This window comes from Paenibacillus sp. FSL R5-0475 (assembly GCF_038004585.1).
Classification (GTDB): Bacteria; Bacillota; Bacilli; order Paenibacillales; family Paenibacillaceae; genus Paenibacillus_AQ.
Genome location: NZ_JBBORK010000001.1, coordinates 3140745 through 3159248, shown reverse-complemented (window position 1 = coordinate 3159248; position 18504 = coordinate 3140745). Strand labels below are relative to the sequence as shown.

18 protein-coding genes are annotated in these 18504 nt (G+C 40.1%); 13 read left to right on the top strand and 5 right to left on the bottom strand.

Going from position 1 to position 18504, the window contains the following annotated elements:
* Positions 1 to 21: 21 nt before the first annotated feature.
* From MKX41_RS14155 to MKX41_RS14125, 7 genes are all read left to right on the top strand, one after another.
* A complete protein-coding gene (locus tag MKX41_RS14155; RefSeq protein ID WP_340971292.1) occupies positions 22 to 1083 on the top strand; it encodes an NAD(P)/FAD-dependent oxidoreductase in 1062 nt (353 codons plus the stop codon).
* Between the two features lie 235 nt (positions 1084 to 1318).
* Positions 1319 to 2098 (top strand): SDR family oxidoreductase, encoded by a 780-nt coding sequence (locus MKX41_RS14150; protein WP_340971289.1) that lies wholly within the window; start codon positions 1319 to 1321, stop codon positions 2096 to 2098.
* A 139-nt stretch (positions 2099 to 2237) separates the two neighbouring features.
* Entirely contained in the window at positions 2238 to 2714 is a 477-nt protein-coding gene (locus MKX41_RS14145; RefSeq protein ID WP_339265942.1) for a GNAT family N-acetyltransferase, read from the top strand.
* Positions 2715 to 2899: 185 nt separating this feature from the next.
* Positions 2900 to 3652, top strand: coding sequence for a DUF4184 family protein (locus MKX41_RS14140; protein WP_340971287.1), 753 nt, complete (start codon positions 2900 to 2902; stop codon positions 3650 to 3652).
* A 691-nt stretch (positions 3653 to 4343) separates the two neighbouring features.
* On the top strand, positions 4344 to 5060 hold the full coding sequence (locus MKX41_RS14135) for an ATP-binding protein (protein WP_231573310.1): 717 nt from the start codon (positions 4344 to 4346) through the stop codon (positions 5058 to 5060).
* A gap of 125 nt (positions 5061 to 5185) precedes the next feature.
* On the top strand, positions 5186 to 5848 hold the full coding sequence (locus MKX41_RS14130) for a DUF421 domain-containing protein (RefSeq protein WP_042189803.1): 663 nt from the start codon (positions 5186 to 5188) through the stop codon (positions 5846 to 5848).
* 41 nt (positions 5849 to 5889) lie between these two features.
* A complete protein-coding gene (locus MKX41_RS14125; RefSeq protein ID WP_340971284.1) occupies positions 5890 to 6363 on the top strand; it encodes a GNAT family N-acetyltransferase in 474 nt (157 codons plus the stop codon).
* Positions 6364 to 6410: 47 nt separating this feature from the next.
* Here MKX41_RS14125 and MKX41_RS14120 read toward each other — a convergent pair whose 3' ends face one another.
* Both MKX41_RS14120 and MKX41_RS14115 read right to left on the bottom strand, forming a co-directional pair.
* Positions 6411 to 7820: an MDR family MFS transporter gene (locus MKX41_RS14120; RefSeq protein ID WP_340971282.1), complete on the bottom strand. Its 1410-nt coding sequence runs from the start codon at positions 7818 to 7820 to the stop codon at positions 6411 to 6413.
* Positions 7821 to 7907: 87 nt separating this feature from the next.
* Entirely contained in the window at positions 7908 to 8333 is a 426-nt protein-coding gene (locus MKX41_RS14115; RefSeq protein WP_340971280.1) for a MarR family winged helix-turn-helix transcriptional regulator, read from the bottom strand.
* Positions 8334 to 8539: 206 nt separating this feature from the next.
* On the opposite strand from MKX41_RS14115, the gene MKX41_RS14110 reads away from it, so the two are divergent.
* The 5 genes from MKX41_RS14110 (at position 8540) to MKX41_RS14090 (ending at position 13165) form a co-directional block, all read left to right on the top strand.
* Positions 8540 to 9055: a CAP domain-containing protein gene (locus MKX41_RS14110; protein ID WP_188114664.1), complete on the top strand. Its 516-nt coding sequence runs from the start codon at positions 8540 to 8542 to the stop codon at positions 9053 to 9055.
* Positions 9056 to 9225: 170 nt separating this feature from the next.
* Positions 9226 to 10470 carry a stalk domain-containing protein gene (locus MKX41_RS14105; protein WP_340971278.1) on the top strand — a complete coding sequence of 415 codons (1245 nt, stop codon included), beginning with the start codon at positions 9226 to 9228 and terminating at the stop codon, positions 10468 to 10470.
* A complete protein-coding gene (locus MKX41_RS14100; protein WP_340971276.1) occupies positions 10467 to 11297 on the top strand; it encodes an AraC family transcriptional regulator in 831 nt (276 codons plus the stop codon). Before MKX41_RS14105 ends, MKX41_RS14100 begins: the two co-directional genes overlap by 4 nt.
* 73 nt (positions 11298 to 11370) lie before the next feature.
* Complete coding sequence (locus MKX41_RS14095; RefSeq protein WP_340971274.1) at positions 11371 to 12600, top strand: multidrug efflux MFS transporter; 1230 nt, start codon at positions 11371 to 11373, stop codon at positions 12598 to 12600.
* Positions 12572 to 13165 (top strand): hydrolase, encoded by a 594-nt coding sequence (locus MKX41_RS14090; protein WP_340971273.1) that lies wholly within the window; start codon positions 12572 to 12574, stop codon positions 13163 to 13165. The genes MKX41_RS14095 and MKX41_RS14090 overlap by 29 nt, the downstream gene beginning before the upstream one ends.
* 66 nt (positions 13166 to 13231) lie before the next feature.
* Here the strand turns inward: MKX41_RS14090 and MKX41_RS14085 are convergent, their stop codons facing one another.
* On the bottom strand, positions 13232 to 14044 hold the full coding sequence (locus MKX41_RS14085) for an undecaprenyl-diphosphate phosphatase (protein WP_042189788.1): 813 nt from the start codon (positions 14042 to 14044) through the stop codon (positions 13232 to 13234).
* A 276-nt stretch (positions 14045 to 14320) separates the two neighbouring features.
* Here MKX41_RS14085 and MKX41_RS14080 point away from each other — a divergent pair, with 276 nt between their 5' ends.
* The gene (locus MKX41_RS14080; protein WP_340971269.1) at positions 14321 to 14887 is read left to right on the top strand and encodes a GNAT family N-acetyltransferase; all 567 of its coding nucleotides are present in this window, start codon (positions 14321 to 14323) and stop codon (positions 14885 to 14887) included.
* Between the two features lie 61 nt (positions 14888 to 14948).
* Here the strand turns inward: MKX41_RS14080 and MKX41_RS14075 are convergent, their stop codons facing one another.
* Positions 14949 to 16703 (bottom strand): sensor histidine kinase, encoded by a 1755-nt coding sequence (locus MKX41_RS14075; protein ID WP_340971267.1) that lies wholly within the window; start codon positions 16701 to 16703, stop codon positions 14949 to 14951.
* Positions 16704 to 16718: 15 nt separating this feature from the next.
* On the bottom strand, positions 16719 to 18272 hold the full coding sequence (locus tag MKX41_RS14070; protein ID WP_339797137.1) for a response regulator transcription factor: 1554 nt from the start codon (positions 18270 to 18272) through the stop codon (positions 16719 to 16721).
* Positions 18273 to 18504: the final 232 nt, after the last annotated feature.

The following is an 18504-nucleotide window of genomic DNA, read 5'->3' as shown; positions in this document are numbered from 1 at the left end:
GAGAACAGAGGGAGGCAAAGAATGGGTCAGAAATTGGAGCTTTTTGATGTAACTATAATCGGTGGAGGACCGGCGGGGTTGTATGCTGCCTTTTACAGTGGAATGCGCGACATGAAGACGAAACTGATTGAGGCGAGAGAGGAACTCGGAGGAAGGACATTAATGTATCCGGAGAAGATCGTCTGGGATGTCGGCGGCATGGCCCCCGTTCGAGCAGCGCAGCTGACAAAGCTCATGATCCAGCAAGCTCAAACTTTTGATCCGACCATTGTACTGGGTCAACAAATTACCGGGTTGGAGAGATTGGTTGATGGCACGATGCGTATAACATCTGCAACCGGAGAGCAGCATTGGAGCCGGACGCTGATTTTGGCCATAGGCCATGGTGCGCTAAAGCTTGCTAAGCTTAATCTGCCTGGAGCGGAAAATTACGAAAAAAATAATCTCCATTATAACGTTACGGATGTGGCAAGCTTTCGCGGTAAAAGAGTGCTAATCTCTGGAGGCGGTGATTCAGCTGTCGATTGGGCTAATGAACTAGTAGGAATCGCTTCATCGGTTACGCTCGTGCACAGGCGGGAACGATTCAGTGGTATGGAACGGAATGTGAGGCGGATGAAGGCATCGAACGTTCAAGTTCTTACGCCATATGCCATTAAGGATTTATATGGGAATGGCAATCGCCTTGATGCTGTTTCAATCGCTCCATTAAATGCGGAGGGGGAATGGACGGATGAAACAGAACAGGAGCGTCTTGCGGTAGATGCCGTCCTAATTAATCATGGGCTACGCGGGGATTTAGGTCCTATTGTAGATTGGGGGTTAGTGAGAGAGGATTGGAATTTTAATGCGGACGAGAAGCTGGCAACCAATCTTCCAGGAGTGTTCGTGGCTGGAGATACGGCAAATTACGGCAGCAAGCTTTATCTTATTGCCGGAGCTTTTACGGATGCAGCGTTAGCCGTGAACAGCGCCAAGTTGTATATCGAGCCGGATGCGTCAACAAGAGCGCAGGTCTCCTCACATAACAGTAAGTTTGATCAGAAGAACAGGGCGTTAGAACTTGTAGAGGAACGAAGCTGAAGGGCTGACTTACAAGCGATGTAAATTCATTAATAGTTTTGGAAAGTTTATCTATGTTTGAAGCAGAATTTCAGCTACTATTGTTAAAGGATAGAACAGTAACTGTTCCTACACTAATTCACATAATTAATAAGACGGTACACTATCTCCCTTATAGATTAGTGATGCTGAATCTGCTTATGTCTATGGATCTCTACCTATCTATCCTTCTAATTTATGATCGGAGATGGTATAGATGAACTCATTGAAAAATAAAATAGCAATCGTTACTGGAGCAAGCAGATCCACAGGAATCGGAACAGCCATATGCCGTTCACTTGCAAGCCAGGGGGCAGATATTTTCTTTACGCATTGGCATCCTTTTGATGAAACGGAAGGGAATGGTGGAGAAAAGGAATGGCCGGAGCAACTTTGTGCAGAACTGAAAAGCTTGGGAGTCAGGGCGAGTCACATGGAAGCAGATTTTTCCAATCCTGAAATCTCAATAAAGATTATGGATCAGGTAGAACAAACTTTAGGAAATGCTTCCATTTTGATTAACAATGCAGCTTATTGCGTGCCCACGAATTATCAGAACCTGAGCATCACTTCGTTAGATCAACACTATGTAGTGAACAATCGTGGCACGGTTTTACTCAGTACTGAATTTGCCAGAAGATTCGAAAAGAATCATTCAAAGGGGACTCCAGGTAGAATTATTTTTATGGTTTCTAAAGGGCCTGACCCTGATAATCTGGCTTATATATTGACAAAGGGTGCATTAATTGGATTAATTGAACCTCTTTCTGTTGGTTTAGCTCCGCTTCATATCACAGTCAATGGTTTTGATCCGGGTCCTACGGATTCCGGGTGGATAACGGATGAGATGAAAACTCATTTTTTACCTATGTTTCCAATGGGAAGGATCGGTTTGCCAGAAGATGCAGCTAGAGGCATTAGTTTCTTAGCGAGTGATGATTCGCAGTGGATTACGGGGCAAGTAATAAAGTCTGAAGGTGGATTTCTAGGAAAATAAAAGACATAAGTATTTCATCCTGGCTACCGATTGAACGGTAGCCTTTTTTAGCTAGTGGGCAGACTATCGCTACAAAACATGGAAATTTATGATATAATATCCAAACTCAATAATTCAGATATGAAGGGAGAAGCCCAGCATGATTACTCTCAGAAAGATTACACTAGAAAACCGACGTGCCATTTTCAATTTGGAGGTTTCAGACGATCAACGTCGCTTCGTAGCGTCCAATTTATCAAGCATGGCTTCGTGTTATGTCCTTGTAACTAATGGTGGTCATCCATTTCCGTTTGCGATTTACGAGGATGAAGAGCCGGTTGGTTTTGTGATGATGACTTATGGTATTACTGGATATGAAGTGCCATCCTTTGTAAATGATAGCTATTGTATCTTGCGACTAATGATTGATAAACGATACCAGAATCAGGGCTACGGCCGAGAAGCCATGACAAGAATTTTAGAATTTATCCGCACTTTACCGGCAGGCCCCGCACAATATTGCTGGATTTCTTATAAGGCTGATAACTTGTCCGCTAAAAGGCTCTATGAAAGCTTCGGTTTCCGTGACAGCGGCGAAATTATTGAAGAAGAGCTAACAACCGTATTACGACTTTGATTTGCTTTCCACTTTTCAAAGGTAGTTTCTTCAGCATTATGCTTAATTTAGAAAGCCCGAGGTGTGATATGGAAAGAGTAGCGAATATTAGAACGGAAGAGAAGAGATATCATGACATGTGTTACGATAGTTATAATTTATTCGAGCCATTGCTAAGAAGTTATAAAGAACACTAGGAGATGGTTATGCCTTTTACCTTTGCTCATCCTATATTTGCACTTCCGTTTAAATATGTGAAACCAAAATATTTTAGTACTACAGGCTTGATATTAGGAAGTATGTCGCCTGATTTTGAGTATTTTATTATGCTTGAGCCCTATCAAAGTATAGGCCATTCTATAACAGGACTATTTTTGCAGGCGATTCCCCTATGTGTGATCCTTGCAGTGATTTTCCATGTCATCGTAAAGGAAATATTAGTATTGCATCTTCCTTCAAATTATAATATTGATCAACGAGCATACAATACTTTAAGTAAGTGGAGATTGAATCCTAAGGGCTGGGTAGTGTTTATCCTATCTGTGATAATTGGTTTTTTAACTCATGTGTTCATCGATGGATTTACACATTTCAATGGTTACTTTGTTGAGCGATACTCCCCTCTAAGAGACCTAATGATTTATAATTTCCCTCTTTATAAAATACTGCAGCATTCTTTTTCGGCATTCGGATTAATCATGCTAACCTGGATGATAATTAGTTCTTTGTATCGACACCATGAAACGATAACGACAATACCAGCGGTTTCTACGAAACAAAAGATTGTTTTCTGGACATTAGTAGTTGTTGTAGCAGTTGTTTTGTCCAGTATAAAGTTATTTTTTAGTTCGAGCGGGAATATAATCGGTATTCTTGTGGTTTCACCTATAACGGGGATATGCTTAGGAATTGTACTTGCATCGCTCATTATAAGCGTGATACAAACAACAAAACAATAAAAATCATCGCTTCATCAAAGCATCCATAGGGTGCTTTTGTTTTTTATTATTTTAAAAATGGTTGAGAAATACATAGTTAATAAGGGGAACTTTACTTATAATATTATTTTAGCGTATTTTTCCAGTACGCTGTATTTTAAGCAACACTAGGCTGAAAGGAAGTTATCCCTTGTTTGAGACTTTGCTTTTGAATTTCTTGTTTTTATTGTTTCCAATCTTAATTTTTCTACTTTTCTTTGAGAATCGTGCTTTTGCTTATAATAGTAAGATTCTAGTTCTACTGTCGGCAGTGACCATGTGTCTCTGTATAGCCAAACCTTTTAAACTCGATATGGGCTTTATTTTTGATTTGAGATATATCCCGTTTATCATTGTGGCTCTTTTTGGTGGATACAAGAACGTTCTACCGCTATATATCCTTTTAAATATCTATCGATTCTATGTGGGGGGAGAGGGTACGTTACAATCCTTTCTTTTCGCCACTTCAATCCTAATCCTAGTTCCTCTATATAGTAAAAGGTTCTTAAAACTAGATTCGAAATGTCGCATCATCGCGGCAACAATAATTTCTTTTCTGACAATGGGATTTTACCTAATTATATTAGGGTTTACACAGGGGAGTTTAAATAGGGAATATTGGTTTCTCACCTTAAATGCCTTTACGACGCATGTCGGGGTGATGTGTATCAATATGATCTTAATAGAAAAGATTATTACTAATATTAAGAATCGCGACCGAATTATGCAATCTGAAAGATTAAATGTCGTGAGCGAGCTAGCGGCAAGTGTATCACATGAAATCAGAAACCCGCTTACAGTGACCAGCGGTTTTTTGCAGCTGTTGAATAAATCTAAGACGATCACAAGGGAGGAGAAACAGTACGTAGAGTTATCTCTATTAGAATTACAGAGGGCTGAAAAAATCGTGAGTGACTATCTTTCATTTGCTAAGCCGCAATCCGATAATATGGTTTATTCCAACATGCAGGAGGAGGCAGAATATACTAAAAATATCATCATGCCTTATGCCACTATGCACAAAGTAGAGGTCAAATTTAATTTTAATAATTCGCTATTCAAAAATTATGATCGGAACCAAATACAGCAATGTCTTATTAATCTATATAAAAATGGAATCGAAGCCATGAAGGAAAAGGACGGTGGTACGCTGTTCATCGATATTTCGGAAAAAAAACAAAATATTATTATCAGTATTCGCGATACTGGCATTGGAATGACAAAGGAAGAAATATCGCGTCTCGGTAAACCGTATTATTCGACCAAAGCCGAAGGGACAGGACTGGGAATGCTTATGGTCTACAGTACCATTGATAAAGTGAAAGGCATTGTTGAAGTTGATAGTGAAAAAGGCAAAGGCACAACGTTCCTTATCACCATTCCAACATAAGGGCAAGTTGCAGAGCGTCTCGTTTGCTGTTTATCCCCCACTAGGAGTGTGTAATACCTTTCATGAATGGATTTCGTGTCATAAGGGCAACGACCTTGTGCGAGGTCCCAGCTGGAGGTGCAGCAATGGAGATATTTGTAACTATAGGTGTCAAACTGATCATTAGTTTCTTTGGTTTGTGGATCATTACCTTTATTACTGGCCGCAAGACGCTTAGTCAATTGACGCCACTTGATTTCCTGTCATCATTGATTTTAAGTGAGATTGTAGGGAATACGATATATGATAATGAGGTGAAGATCTGGCATCTGCTGTTTGCGCTTTTCATCTGGACCGCTTTGTCTTATTTGTTTGAAAAGGCAACGACCCATTTTGTGAAGTTCGGGAACATGGCGGAAGGCCGGACGGTGTTGCTTATTGACGATGGCAAAGTGAATCAGGATTTGATGGAGAAATACGATATTGAGTTTACCCAACTGCTGTTTATGCTGCGGCAGCAAAATATTTTTTCTCTAAGTGAAGTGAAGTATGCTCTGCTCGAAACGAATGGCTCACTGTCGATTATGCGCAAGTCTGAAGAGGAGCAATCGGAGCAGTCTTCCTCTTTTTCCATTACAGTTATTGATAAAGGTAGGCTGCTGGAAGATTCGATGCGTGGCAGACCGATGAATAAGATACAGATCCAGGAATGGATCAGGGAGCATGGCTATCAATGCGTTGAGGACATTGCTTATGCTGAATACAAGGAAGACGGATCACTCTATATCATACCTAAAAACAAACCATAAACCTTGTTAATAGTAATATATATTAATGGAGGTACATCTTTATGGGGATTTCTTTATGTAAAGCAGACGTAAGTGATGCGGAATTTATTCATCAAATGCAAGTCAAAGCCTTTATGCCATTACTGGAGAAATATAAGGATTATGAAACCAGCCCAGCCAATGAATCCGTAGAACAAATGATAAACCGAATTAATCAGTCTTTTACAGAATATTATATAATTAAGACTTCTGATATTGCTGTGGGCGGTGTCCGAATCGTTAAAAAGGAAAACAATACTTATCGTGTCAGCCCCATATTTATTATGCCAGAATACCAGGGGATGGGGATCGCCCAGCAGGTTTTTGCAATCATTGAACAGAGATATAATGACGCGAAAAAATGGGAGCTGGATAGTATTGAGCAAGAGCAGAGGAACTGTTATTTATATGAAAAGGTAGGATATAAACGAACAGAAGAAACAAAGCGAATAAACAATAAATTAACTTTAGTATTTTATGAAAAATATATGGATTAAAATTTAGACAGCGGACAGCTCGTGTCCACTGTCTTTTTTGATTAAAATTAATAAACTCTAATACGCTTCACAAATAACGATAAAATTAATCCGATAACTGCAATTGCTGCGATAAATAAGTATGCATGTGTAATTCCTGCGGTTAAAATTTCAGGCTGTGCAGCAGTTGGATGTGTATTAGCGAATCGTGTTTGTCCGCTAGACATTAGTGTAACAGCGAACGTTGTACCAAGAGCACCTGCGATTTGTTGAAGTGTGTTCATAACAGCTGCCCCATCCGGATAGTATTTCACGGGTAACTGATTTAAGCCATTGGTTTGAGCGGGCATAATGACCATAGCTAATCCGATAAACATAGCGCAGTGTATTAAAATAAAGGTCAGATTACTGGTTTCAGTAGAATTGCTTGTAAATAGAAAACTTGCAATGGTTGCGATGGAGAATCCAAGCGGCAGCAATAATTTCGGACCGAATTTATCAAATATTCTACCCGTAACTGGAGCCATAGCTCCGTTAATCACACTGCCTGGAAGGAGTAGAATTCCTGCAGCTGTAGCTGATAACAATAAACCTCCTTTTAAATATAACGGTAATAAAATAGCAGAGGATAAAATGATCATCATTCCTAAAAAGACCATTATCAGACCTATTGTAAACATAGGATATTTAAACACTCGTAAATTTAGCATCGGCGTTTCCAACTTAAACTGTCTTAATACAAACAGGATTAAGCTGATGACACCAACGATAAGAGGCAGATAGACAATGATTTCACTTAAAGCATGATCAGCGATGTTGCTAAATCCAAATACGATGCCACCAAATCCGAAAGTAGAAAGTAGAATGGATAAAATATCTATTTTAGGTTTAGAGATTTTGGCTACATTTTTGATAAATGTTAATCCGAATCCAAATGTAAATAATAATAAAGGTAAACTTGTCCAAAAGATAAACTCCCAGCCCAAATGATCCACGATCAAACCAGACAAAGTTGGCCCGATGGCCGGTGCACACATAATAACAAGTCCCATCATCCCCATGACAGTTCCACGTTTATGTGCAGGGAAAATTATTAGAATAATGTTCGTCATTAGGGGCAGCAATAAACCAGTTCCCAAGGCTTGCACTAAACGCGCAATTAATAAGGAGGTGAAATTGGGGGAGAGGGCAGCAATTAAAGTACCAATGATAGATAATAACAAGGATGCTGTGAATAATTGTCTAGTGGTAAACCATTGCATTAATAGGGCGGATATCGGAACGAGGATACCTAATACAAGTAAATATCCTGTGGTTAGCCATTGAACCGTTGAGGCGTTGATTGAAAATTCATCCATTAAGTTGGTAAAAGCCATATTTAAGGCGGTTTCACTAAATAGTCCGACGAATGCTCCTAGCATAAGGGAGAAGGCCATTAGGGCGGGACGTTTAACTTGAACAGCTGCTGTTGATTCCATGATAGGGATAAACCTCTTTTCAGAAATGGATTCGTATTATTTTTGAAGAATAGATGATATGTCAACTATAGAGCAAAGGATATGCATTTATGCCTCTCTTACATTATTCTGCACACGAGTTAACAAAGTTGTTAGCGCTGAGTACTCCGCAGGAGAGAATCCTGTCGCTATAATTTCGTTTAATTTGATCGTCACCTCATTGATTGTAGTCTCTAATTTCCTGCCTTCGTCTGTGACAAAAACATTTACCGAACGACGGTCTTGCGTACTTGGTACTTTATGAATGTACCCCTTGTTCTCTAAGCTAGCGATCATTCGGGCAACACTGGCTTTATCCTTCCCAAGTTTATTAGCAATCTCGTTCTGAGATAGACCTTCTTTCTCAAGCAACAAAGCCATAAGTAAATGTTGTTCAGGCGCAAGCCGAACGGGTGCAAGCAATTTTGTTAAATAATTGGCTATTTCTAAATGCAAATCGCGAATAACTAACCCTAGCGGGTCTTTGGAATCCATATGATCTCTCCTAATTAGAAAAATAGATGATATATCAACGTTTATGATTTGTTTATATTAACATAAAGTAACATATGCATGTCAAGTCAAAGAGAAATCAAGTACATAGGGTTAACAAAATTTATAGTAGAATTATAGACTTTGGTACAAGCGTGAGGACCTCTTCCACAATATATTGTTGTAAATACAGTGTAGGAGGGAAAATCATGAAGCAAAGAATATCTTCAATAAGAAGAGTCAAAAGTTCTTTGAGTAAAGGAATAAAAACGAAACGTAGTCCCGTAACGAAAAGAGTAGGGAAGTCAAGGATTCATATTAGACAAGCTAACGCATTTGAATTGCAAGTTTTTAGATTAGTCAACGAAGAACGGACGAGTAGAGGAATCGCTGCCTTAACTCTAAATACGCGGCTAACTGATCTTGCGGTTTTGAAATCAAGAGATATGAGGGATAATAACTATTTTAGTCATACCTCTCCAACTTATGGCACCCCCTCTCAAATGCTAGATCGATTTGGAGTGGAGTGGCGAGCTTATGCAGAAAATATCGCGGCGGGCCAAGCAACACCTGAAGCAGTAATGAGAACGTGGATGAATAGTACTGGTCATAGAGCTAATATTTTGGATCCTCGCTTTACGGATATTGGGGTTGGTTATGTAGGGGGAACTGCAACTAGTCAATATCAACATTATTGGACACAACTGTTTATTCAGAAACCATAAGAGATCACAGTGAAGCCACTCTATAATGAAACACGCCTCTGATTGTGTGTCTAACCATTGAGGTGAAGTTCATTTACGGGGTGGTTTGTTTTGTGTTTTTGAACTGCTTTACAGAAACCTTTCTGGAAGAATGTCGTCTAACAAGATATGGAATTTTTAGGAGGGGAACTATGCGTAAAAAATGGATACTTATAGGCGTCTTGCTGCTTATGGCAATCACTCCATTGATTGATGTCACAAAGGTACAAGCCGCAAAAGTATTGTTTGACGGAACTAGTAGTGCGGAGCAACTAAAAGCACTAGCTTCGATTAATAAAATTCGGCAACAAATGGGGTTGGATGAAGTGAAACTTGATCCTGCCCTCGTTAAGGCGGCGATTAATCATGCTCGCTACGCTAATGCTAATTTTACAATAAAGTCTGAAGGCGATTTATCTATAGAAGTGAAAGGTCGTGAGTTCTTTACCCAACAAACGCCTAAAGAGAGAGTATTAACTTCGGGTTTTAGCGGAGAAGTACCGGAGATTATGGAAACCGTATATATGAAAGAGCGGGCCTATGATGAATTTGATATGGCTTCAGAGATTAACGAGCTAGCAGTTATGCATGATCGCAGGGAAGTGATGCTGACCCCGGCAGTTGCTTCTATTGGCATTGCACGAGTGGGTAAGTCTACCGTGATTGTTGGTGCTGTGAAGTCAGAAGGCGTAATGACTACACCAGCGACTGCGAGCGTATTTCCTTATGATGGAATGACGCGAGTGTGGTCAGGCAACATTTACAAAATGAATGCACAGCAGTTAATTCAAGGAGAAGCTACAACACTTACGGTCTTTAGTAGTCTACGGGATGTAGCGGACATAAAGGCTAAACTAAGCACACAGGCAGGCAACCGCCACATTAGTATCCCGCTTAGTGTGAAGAAACTCAATTCTGGTTACGGGTATGTATTAACAGCGCAGCGTCAGTTGAGGGGGGATCGGGAGTATACCGCGGAGGTTTCATTTCAATCTGGTGGCGAAACGCTAGTGAAAAAATGGACCTTTAAGACAAGCCCATTCCTGTATCAGTTGAACATTGATGATATGCCACTTCTATCAGCACCGCCGCTAAACATTGTGAATGGTATTTCAGAAGTGCCCATGCGTTATCTCTTTGAGTTATTTGGAGCCAGGGTAGAATGGAACAAGGCAACTCGCACGATTACCGCTGAAAAAAATGGACTTTCTCTGAAGATGACCATCGACGATCATACAGCCTACATTAATGGACAAGCTGTGCAGATGAATAGCCCACCTCATCTATACGGTTACGCGACCTATGTTCCTCTCCGATTTATATCCGAAACGTTCGGATATGATGTAGAATACGATCCGATCGAACGTTCGGTGGACATTTGGACAGGTCTTTTATGAATATAAATAATCTATTTTTCCACATACTATATTGTAATTATAGATACTTCAACGACCCCAAGAGAAATTGGAGCAAGCTCGTTAGAACCCTTCAGCATCATGAACTTCTCTTAGTGACTGGAGGGAAGGGCAGCTTTATGATGGAGCGAAAACGACATTCGTTTAAAGCTGGTATGTTATTCTATATTTCTCCAGATGTTAAGCATTCAATAGAGATAGATGCTGAAGATCCCTTATGCTTTCTGTCCGTTCATTTCAACTATGCGAAGGTGAGCATGAACGAGGAGAACTGGGGAATTAGTGGTGATGTGGATTCACTCCATTTGCAAGCTGTATCCGAGTTGAAGGATTATTATCAAGTGGAAGATATCTTCGGACAAATGATTCAGAGCTGGAATACTAAGCTGCCAGGGTATGAATTTGTAGCGAAGACTTTGTTACAGCAGCTTATCATTGCAATTGCTCAAAATACACAAAAACAAAGTCAAAATTACTCCACTTCATTAAAGGTGGAAAAAATTATTAATTATATGCATCAAAAGATCAATGAGAAAGTTAGCTTGAGCGAATTGTCAGATTTGGTACAGCTTTCACCTGCTTATTTATCGAGAGTATTCAAAGAGATTACAGGTTATTCGATCATTGAGTTTTTTAATAAAATGAAAATTGATAAAGCGAAAGAGCTGATTCTTGAAGGGGACATAAAAATCAAAGCGGTTGCGCAAACCCTTGGATTTACGGATGAATTTTATTTCAGCAGAATTTTCAAAAGAATGACAGGTATCAGCCCTTCGGAATTTCAGAGCAAAAATGTCCATGGAGTTTAGAATAATGCATGGTATAGAGCCAATCTGACTGTTAATATGAGGTTGTTATTGTTAGCAGAAAGAAGGCTTTTTTATGTCCATGTGGAAAAGGAATTTGTTCGTTTGCTGGTTTGGTATGTTTGTAACGGGTGTAGGTATGAGCCAGATTGCGCCAGTATTGCCACTTTACATTAAGCATCTTGGCGTAGACAATGCCGATTCCGTTGCTCAGTTTTCTGGTATTGCTTTTGGGATTACCTTTATCGTTTCAGCCATATTTTCACCCATTTGGGGGCTGGCGGCAGACAGGTTCGGACGGAAACCAATGCTTTTGCGGGCAAGTCTTGGGATGGCGATTGTGATCAGCTGTATGGGGTTTGCGCCTAATGTGTATGTATTAATTGCACTAAGATTATTACAGGGTACAATAACGGGTTATAGTACAGCTTGTACTACATTAATCGCGACTCAGACGGATAAGGAACATGCAGGATATGCTTTAGGAACTCTTTCAACAGCCAGTATTGCTGGAGCTTTACTTGGCCCAACGATTGGTGGTTTCATTGCAGAGAGCATGGGTTTACAAAGTTCATTTTTTGTTACGGGTGGACTGATGCTGGTTGCCTTCATTACAACGGCTTTGTTCGTGAAGGAATCTTTTCATCGTGAAGATAAAAAGACACTAAGTATCAAGGAGGTCTGGAGCAGTGTTCCAGAGAAAAGCCTAACGCTAACCTTGTTTGTAACCTTCTTTATTCTAACTGTTGCTTTATACTCTGTAGAACCAATTATTACGGTATATGTTACTCAGCTCTCCAAGAGTGCTAGTCATGTGGCTCTGCTTGCAGGGATGACCTTCTCAGCTTCAGGGCTGGCTAACATCATTGCTGCTCCAAGGCTTGGCAAGTTGTCTGACCGAATAGGTGCTCAAAAAGTTATACTTGTTGCGCTTATAGCGGCAGGACTTCTGTTCATCCCACAAGCGTTTGTTCAGAATCCTTGGCAGTTAATGGGTCTGCGTTTTCTACTAGGATTAGCGGCAGGTGGGTTAATACCTTCTGTGAATATCCTCGTTAAGAAAATCACACCAGATACGCTTACAGGCAGAGTATTTGGCTTTAACATGTCGGCAGGTTATCTTGGTACATTTGCGGGTTCGGTTCTAGGTGGGCAAGTGGCAGCCTGGTTTGGGATCCGGGATGTATTCTTTATTACGAGTGTTTTGCTATTGATAAATGCAGGCTGGGTTTATTTTAAAGTGTATAAAAAACTAAGCTTAAATGGGAGAGAAGACAATGGAAGACTTAAAGAGATCAGAAACTGAATATATTGATGCAAAGAAAACGGCACTGGTTGTAATCGACTTGCAAAATGGAATTGTTAACATGCCTAATAAGGCTCCATATACAGGCGAGCAGGTGGTTCAGAAGGGCAGCAGTTTAGTTCAAGCCTTCACGGAAAAGGGGGCGTTTGTAGTACTTGTAAGAGTATCCTCGTTAGATGGACAGGATATGTTAAGACCTCAAACAGATCTGAAGATGAATGCAGGAGCCATTCCAGAAGGTTGGGATACCTTGGTACCTGAATTATCTGACTTCAAAAACGCACATGTGATATCTAAACGTCAGTGGGGGGCATTCTTCGGAACGGATCTTGATTTGCAGCTACGGCGTCGTGGTATAGATACAATTGTCTTGTGTGGTATTTCTACATCCATAGGTGTGGATACGACAGCTAGAGAAGCTTATCAGCTTGGTTACAACCAAGTTTTTGTGGAAGATGCAATGACTGCTTCTACGAAAGAAGAGCATGACTATGTGTGTAAAACCATTTTCCCTAGGATCGGCAAGATTCGGTCGAGTGGTGAAGTAATATCCCTGTTAAAATAGGATGAAAAGCCCTCATGCTCTCTGGAATCCCAGAGAGCATGAGGGCTTTTGTTTGAAATCATGTGCTTACATGAAGATAAGGAGTAGTATCCCAGCCAAGAAGCAGTAATAAGAGAAGTACTTCAAATTACCTTTAGCCATAATCCCCATAAACCAGCGCATAGAAAAATACGTAACGATTAGTGTAGTGATAAATGCAATTAAGTATGGAATTGCTAGTTGCGCTCGGTTCGGGTCACTGGCAATATCAGATGCACCCATAACAAGTCCGCCCAGACTGATTGGAATATACAGCATAAAAGAAAAGCGTAAAGCAGTTTCTTGCTTCATTCCCACAGCGATGGAAGAGATGACCGTTGCGCCTGAGCGACTTATCCCAGGAATAAGAGCTACAGCTTGGGCAAGTCCGACTATGACTGCATCCTTGGCTTTTAAATCCCCATCTTGTTTACGACCGCGAAGATTACGAATTAACCATAAAGCAACCCCGGTTACCAGCAAGGCGATGGACACGGTGTGTACTGACGAGAAGATCTCCTCAATTTGGTCCTTAAAGAACAAGGCCACGATAACCGCAGGCATGGTGCCAATGATAATGTACAAAGAGAACATAAAATCTGACTTATATTCCTCTTTGCGGGTCAGAATAAATTGAACGAATCCAGTGATCAATCTTCCGATATCTTTGCGGAAAATAAAGCAAATCGCAATTAGAGAAGCCGTATTTGTCAGGATTTCAAAGGATAGCCCATTCTGTTTTAAGCCTAGCAATTTCTGTGCGATGATCAAATGGCCGCTCGAGGAAACGGGGATTGGCTCAGTTGCCCCTTGAACAAACCCTAGAAACAAGTATTTAAGCCACAGTATAATATCTTCCATTTTTCCTCCCAGTATTTTTGTAATCTTTTTAATCATATCTCATTCAATGAAGAAATGACAATAGAACCATCGTGCCATATCGAAGTTCATCGCCTTAAATGAGGGCTTGACTGAAGCAGTTATAATATTCTTGAATGGCTTCTTCACTAACCGAGCCTATCGCGAAAGTAAACTAAATGAGGTGGAACTATTTGTAGTTCATTAATTAAAATTCATCGGCAGGACATTCCGAAAGCCGCCAGCGTTCTGGCAGAAGCCTTCGCAAAGGATGATCCATTGTATCAGCATATTTTGCCTGATGAAACAACCAGACTCCGCGTATTAAACATTTTTTTTCATCGTTATATTGAGATGTTGTATCCTTATTCGGATTTACTAACGACGTCATCTAATTATGAAGCTGTAGCCTTGGTGTTCCATTCGGAGCGTCAGACGGGGACATTGATTTCGAACGTCAACTATATGAAACAAATTGGGCTGGCGATTCTCAAGTGTTTACCGATTTGCCGAATCATTGGTGTGCGAGGATTTATTCGAGGGTTAGCCACTTTGCGCAGTATGAGCTCCTTATGGTTATCGATGTTTGGAGATCAGAAGTATATGCATTTGGATATGCTTGTAGTGCAAGAACGTTACCGTGGGCAAGGATATGTATCAAAAATTATGATGCCGCTGCTCGCCGAGTGCCGCGAGAAGAATGCATTATGCACCTTAGAGACACAGACGCAAAGTAATCTTCCCATCTATGAGCATTATCAATTCCGCACGGTTAAGGTTATCCCCTTACCCAATAGTACATTAGAGCAGTATTGCATGGCGTATTCTCCAAGCGTTACTGAGTAGTTATTAAAACGGGGCGTCCCATTCAGCCATTTCATGGCTTTTGGGGCAGCCCTTTTTTTGATCATGAACTATATTTCGCAGCAGGGATGATTATTTTTATGGCTGTGCCATAACCTGGCTCGCTTTCAATGTGGATACCATAAGGTGATCCAAAGAGCAGCTGAATTCGATCATGAACATTCTGGATGCCAATCCCTGATAAATGATGTTTTTTGCTTACATTCACCTGCTCAAGAGCGTTCGGCATCCCTATACCATCGTCCATAATTTCGATGATTAAATGCTCATCCCGCTGGGAGATGAAGATTTGAATATTGCCGCTGACGTATCCAGGGAAAGCATGGAAAAACGCGTTTTCCACAAAAGGCTGGATGATCAGCTTGGGGACCAACAGCTCCGTACTGTCTTCAGAAATCTCAAAGTGGACACCGATTTGATCACCGTATCTGATCTGATTGATAAATACATAATGCTTTAAAGTCTCTATCTCCTGTTTTACAGTAATCATGTCCTCTGTAGATCCTAAGGTATTCTGAAGCATGGAGATGAGGCTATCGATCGTTTGATCCACCTGTTGGGTCCGATGCATGTTGGCTAAATATTTGATCGAACTCAGCGTATTATACAGGAAGTGAGGGTTGATTTGCATTTGCAGAGCATTGAGATCTGCCTTCCGGCGTTCCTGCTGTTCGTAGACAACTCTTTCGGTATACCGGTCAATTTCTCTAATCAGATGATTGTAGGCTTTGGTTAATACATTAGTCTCGTAGCTGCCATCTTCCTGCAAGGGATGCAATTTCAGACTGTCCCCTTTGGACGTTTTCATCGTATTGACTAACTGATTCAGGGGCTGAATGATTCGTTTACTAAGCCAATAGACAAACAACATGCTAATCACCAGTACAATGCTAACTACCTTGATGATTTCGTTTGAGATTGTATATAGCGGCGCAAATGCAGTTAATTGATCAACCTCCTCCATAATGTAGGCATTAAACTCCGGAAGGAAATACGAAATATAGGTTTGTTTATTTTCTGAATTTGTGACGATACCTCCTTGCTCCACAGCGTTCATGGCATTCAATAGAAGAACGGAATTATACGTGCTAATGGAAGCCTTATTGCTGCTGGAGAGAATCGTACCCTCTGCTGAGATAAGCGAGATATGAATGCCTTCCGAAATGTAGGGGCTGTATTTAAGATAGATGTTAAGCTCGTCCATAACAACGGCTGTATATCCGTACATTGAACCGGAAGCACTATCTACCAAAGGTTTCGTAGCAAAAATATAGTTTTTATAGGGTACAGTTTCTTTGAAAAGATCTGAACTGCTATGATATTGAATTCGATTGGGAATAACTCCATAAATCGTCATATAATCCGATACGATTTCATCCGGTATTTTATCCCATTTCAAGTTATTGCTTGAATAATGGCGTCCTCCTTTTCCCGGCATTGCCGAAACAATGATATGGGAGTTGTCGGGACTGAGGTAATCTTTGTAGATATCAATATATCTTCCAAGACTCATGACCAGATTGGTATGCTCAAGCGAGGTCAGAGCCGGCTTGGTAATATAATTTTTAAATTCAACACTACTGTTTATCTGCAGCATCGTATTCACAACCTGGTCATTGTATCGCAGTAAATCATTCTTTACCAAATTCATATTGGCGGATGAATTCTGGACGACTTGATTTAGTAGAATCCGCTCTGAAATTTTCGAGGAGGCCATGGTAAGGATGAAGGAGATTACAAGAATCCCCATTAACATAAGGATTAGAATTTTGATAAAGATACTATTCTTACGAAGCAAGCCGTTCACCTGTCTTTACTGGGAGATTTGAGTACGGAACTCCACAGGAGTCTTTCCAGTCATTTTTTTGAATACCTTCGAGAAATAATTATGTTCTGAGAATCCGGTTAAACGGCTGATTTCTGATACGGTTAAATTAGGGTCCAGCAGCAGTTCTTTCGCTTTATCTATTCGCACCCTGCTGATATATGTAGTTAAATTCTCTTGCGTTCGCTGTTTGAAATAAGAGGAGAGGTAACTATAGTTAAGATGCAAGGTATTTGCCATTTCTGATAATGAGATTTCATTAGCATAATGTTTGTTGACGTATTCATAAATCTGGTGCAGAATCATCGATTGTTGATCTGTTTGTTTCATACTGGATTTCAGTGCATCTAGGAATTGTATCAAAATACTCTCTAATTCATTGATGCTATAAGCTAAATCAATGGTTTTAAATAACTTTAGTCTGGACGAACCAAGCTCAGAAATGGGCTGCTTAATATGCTCAAGTGTACTCATTGCCGTATAGATGAGATTTTGACATAAACGTTTCAAGCTATATTCGTCATAGTCCTGTGTAGATAAGATTTTCAGAAAAAACGCTTTCAATTGTTCTCTGGCGTCATCTATAGCCAAAATCCGTAACAATGAAGTAAACTGATTCAGGTCGAAAGATACCTTTTCGCTAGGAATGAGAATTGCATTTTCCGGAACTACTACTTGTGTTGGGAAATAGATCAGTTTGCCAAGGTACGGTGTTAATCGCAAATGCGCTTCCTTAATCTGTTCTAAACCGGAAAATGGATTGGAAAGAATAAATGAGATATACAGAAGCTTTTCTTTCACGGCCTCAGCTAATGATTGAATTGATGTCATTATATTTTGAGCTGCAGTCTCCTCATAGTTTAGGAGAATTAGAAATTCTGTCTTAAGGAATATAAAAGAATAGGTTAAGTTATTAGATAAATGTTGCTTTGCCAATGAAAGAAGGAGCTCCTCCATTTGGTTTTGACTCCACTCTGTTCTGGACAGAAGTAAGCTGTTGCTGGCTTTTGCCAGCATAAAGCAATTTCCTCGAAAATATTTTGTGAGCAAGTCTATAGATTCTTCATTTGGTAACGAATCATGTTCAAGCCATTGGGCAAGGATCAACGAAATGTCCAGATTAGGACGAATATTACCGGATGTATGTAAGTTCACTGAACCACACAATGTCTGGATTAAAGTTATAAGCTCAGCAGAAGAGACTTTCGGTTTGAGTAAATAATCAGTAACGCCGTATTTAAAGACTTCCCGAACATAATCGTATTCACTGTAGCTGCTTAATACGATAATTTTAATTTCCGGATATTTCACTTTCATGATTTTTGAGAATTCTATTCCATCCATAACTGGCATCACAATATCGGTGATGACGACATGTGGACGAGTGGATTCGATATGGTCGAGCGCTTCTTGGCCATTTGAGACCTGGGAAACGATTTCAATTCCATAATTGCTCCAGTTACATAAATGCATAATCCCCGTTCGAAGGATGGCTTCATCGTCTGCGATCATCACCCGATAGGTTGAATCGTTTTTGTTCATAGTAGGACACCCCGTTATTTCTCTTGTTGTATTTTTCTCATCATATAACAATCTTTCATATTACGGTATGGGATCTGGTTTGAAAAGCTATATACATATAAAAAGTGCTATCGACCATAATTTTTACTAGGAAAAAAATAACATTTATTAAATGAACAATAATTACTACTAAGAAAGAACGAATGATTATTATACTTATCATTTTGAATTCTCTAAAATTAGGTTCAAGCGT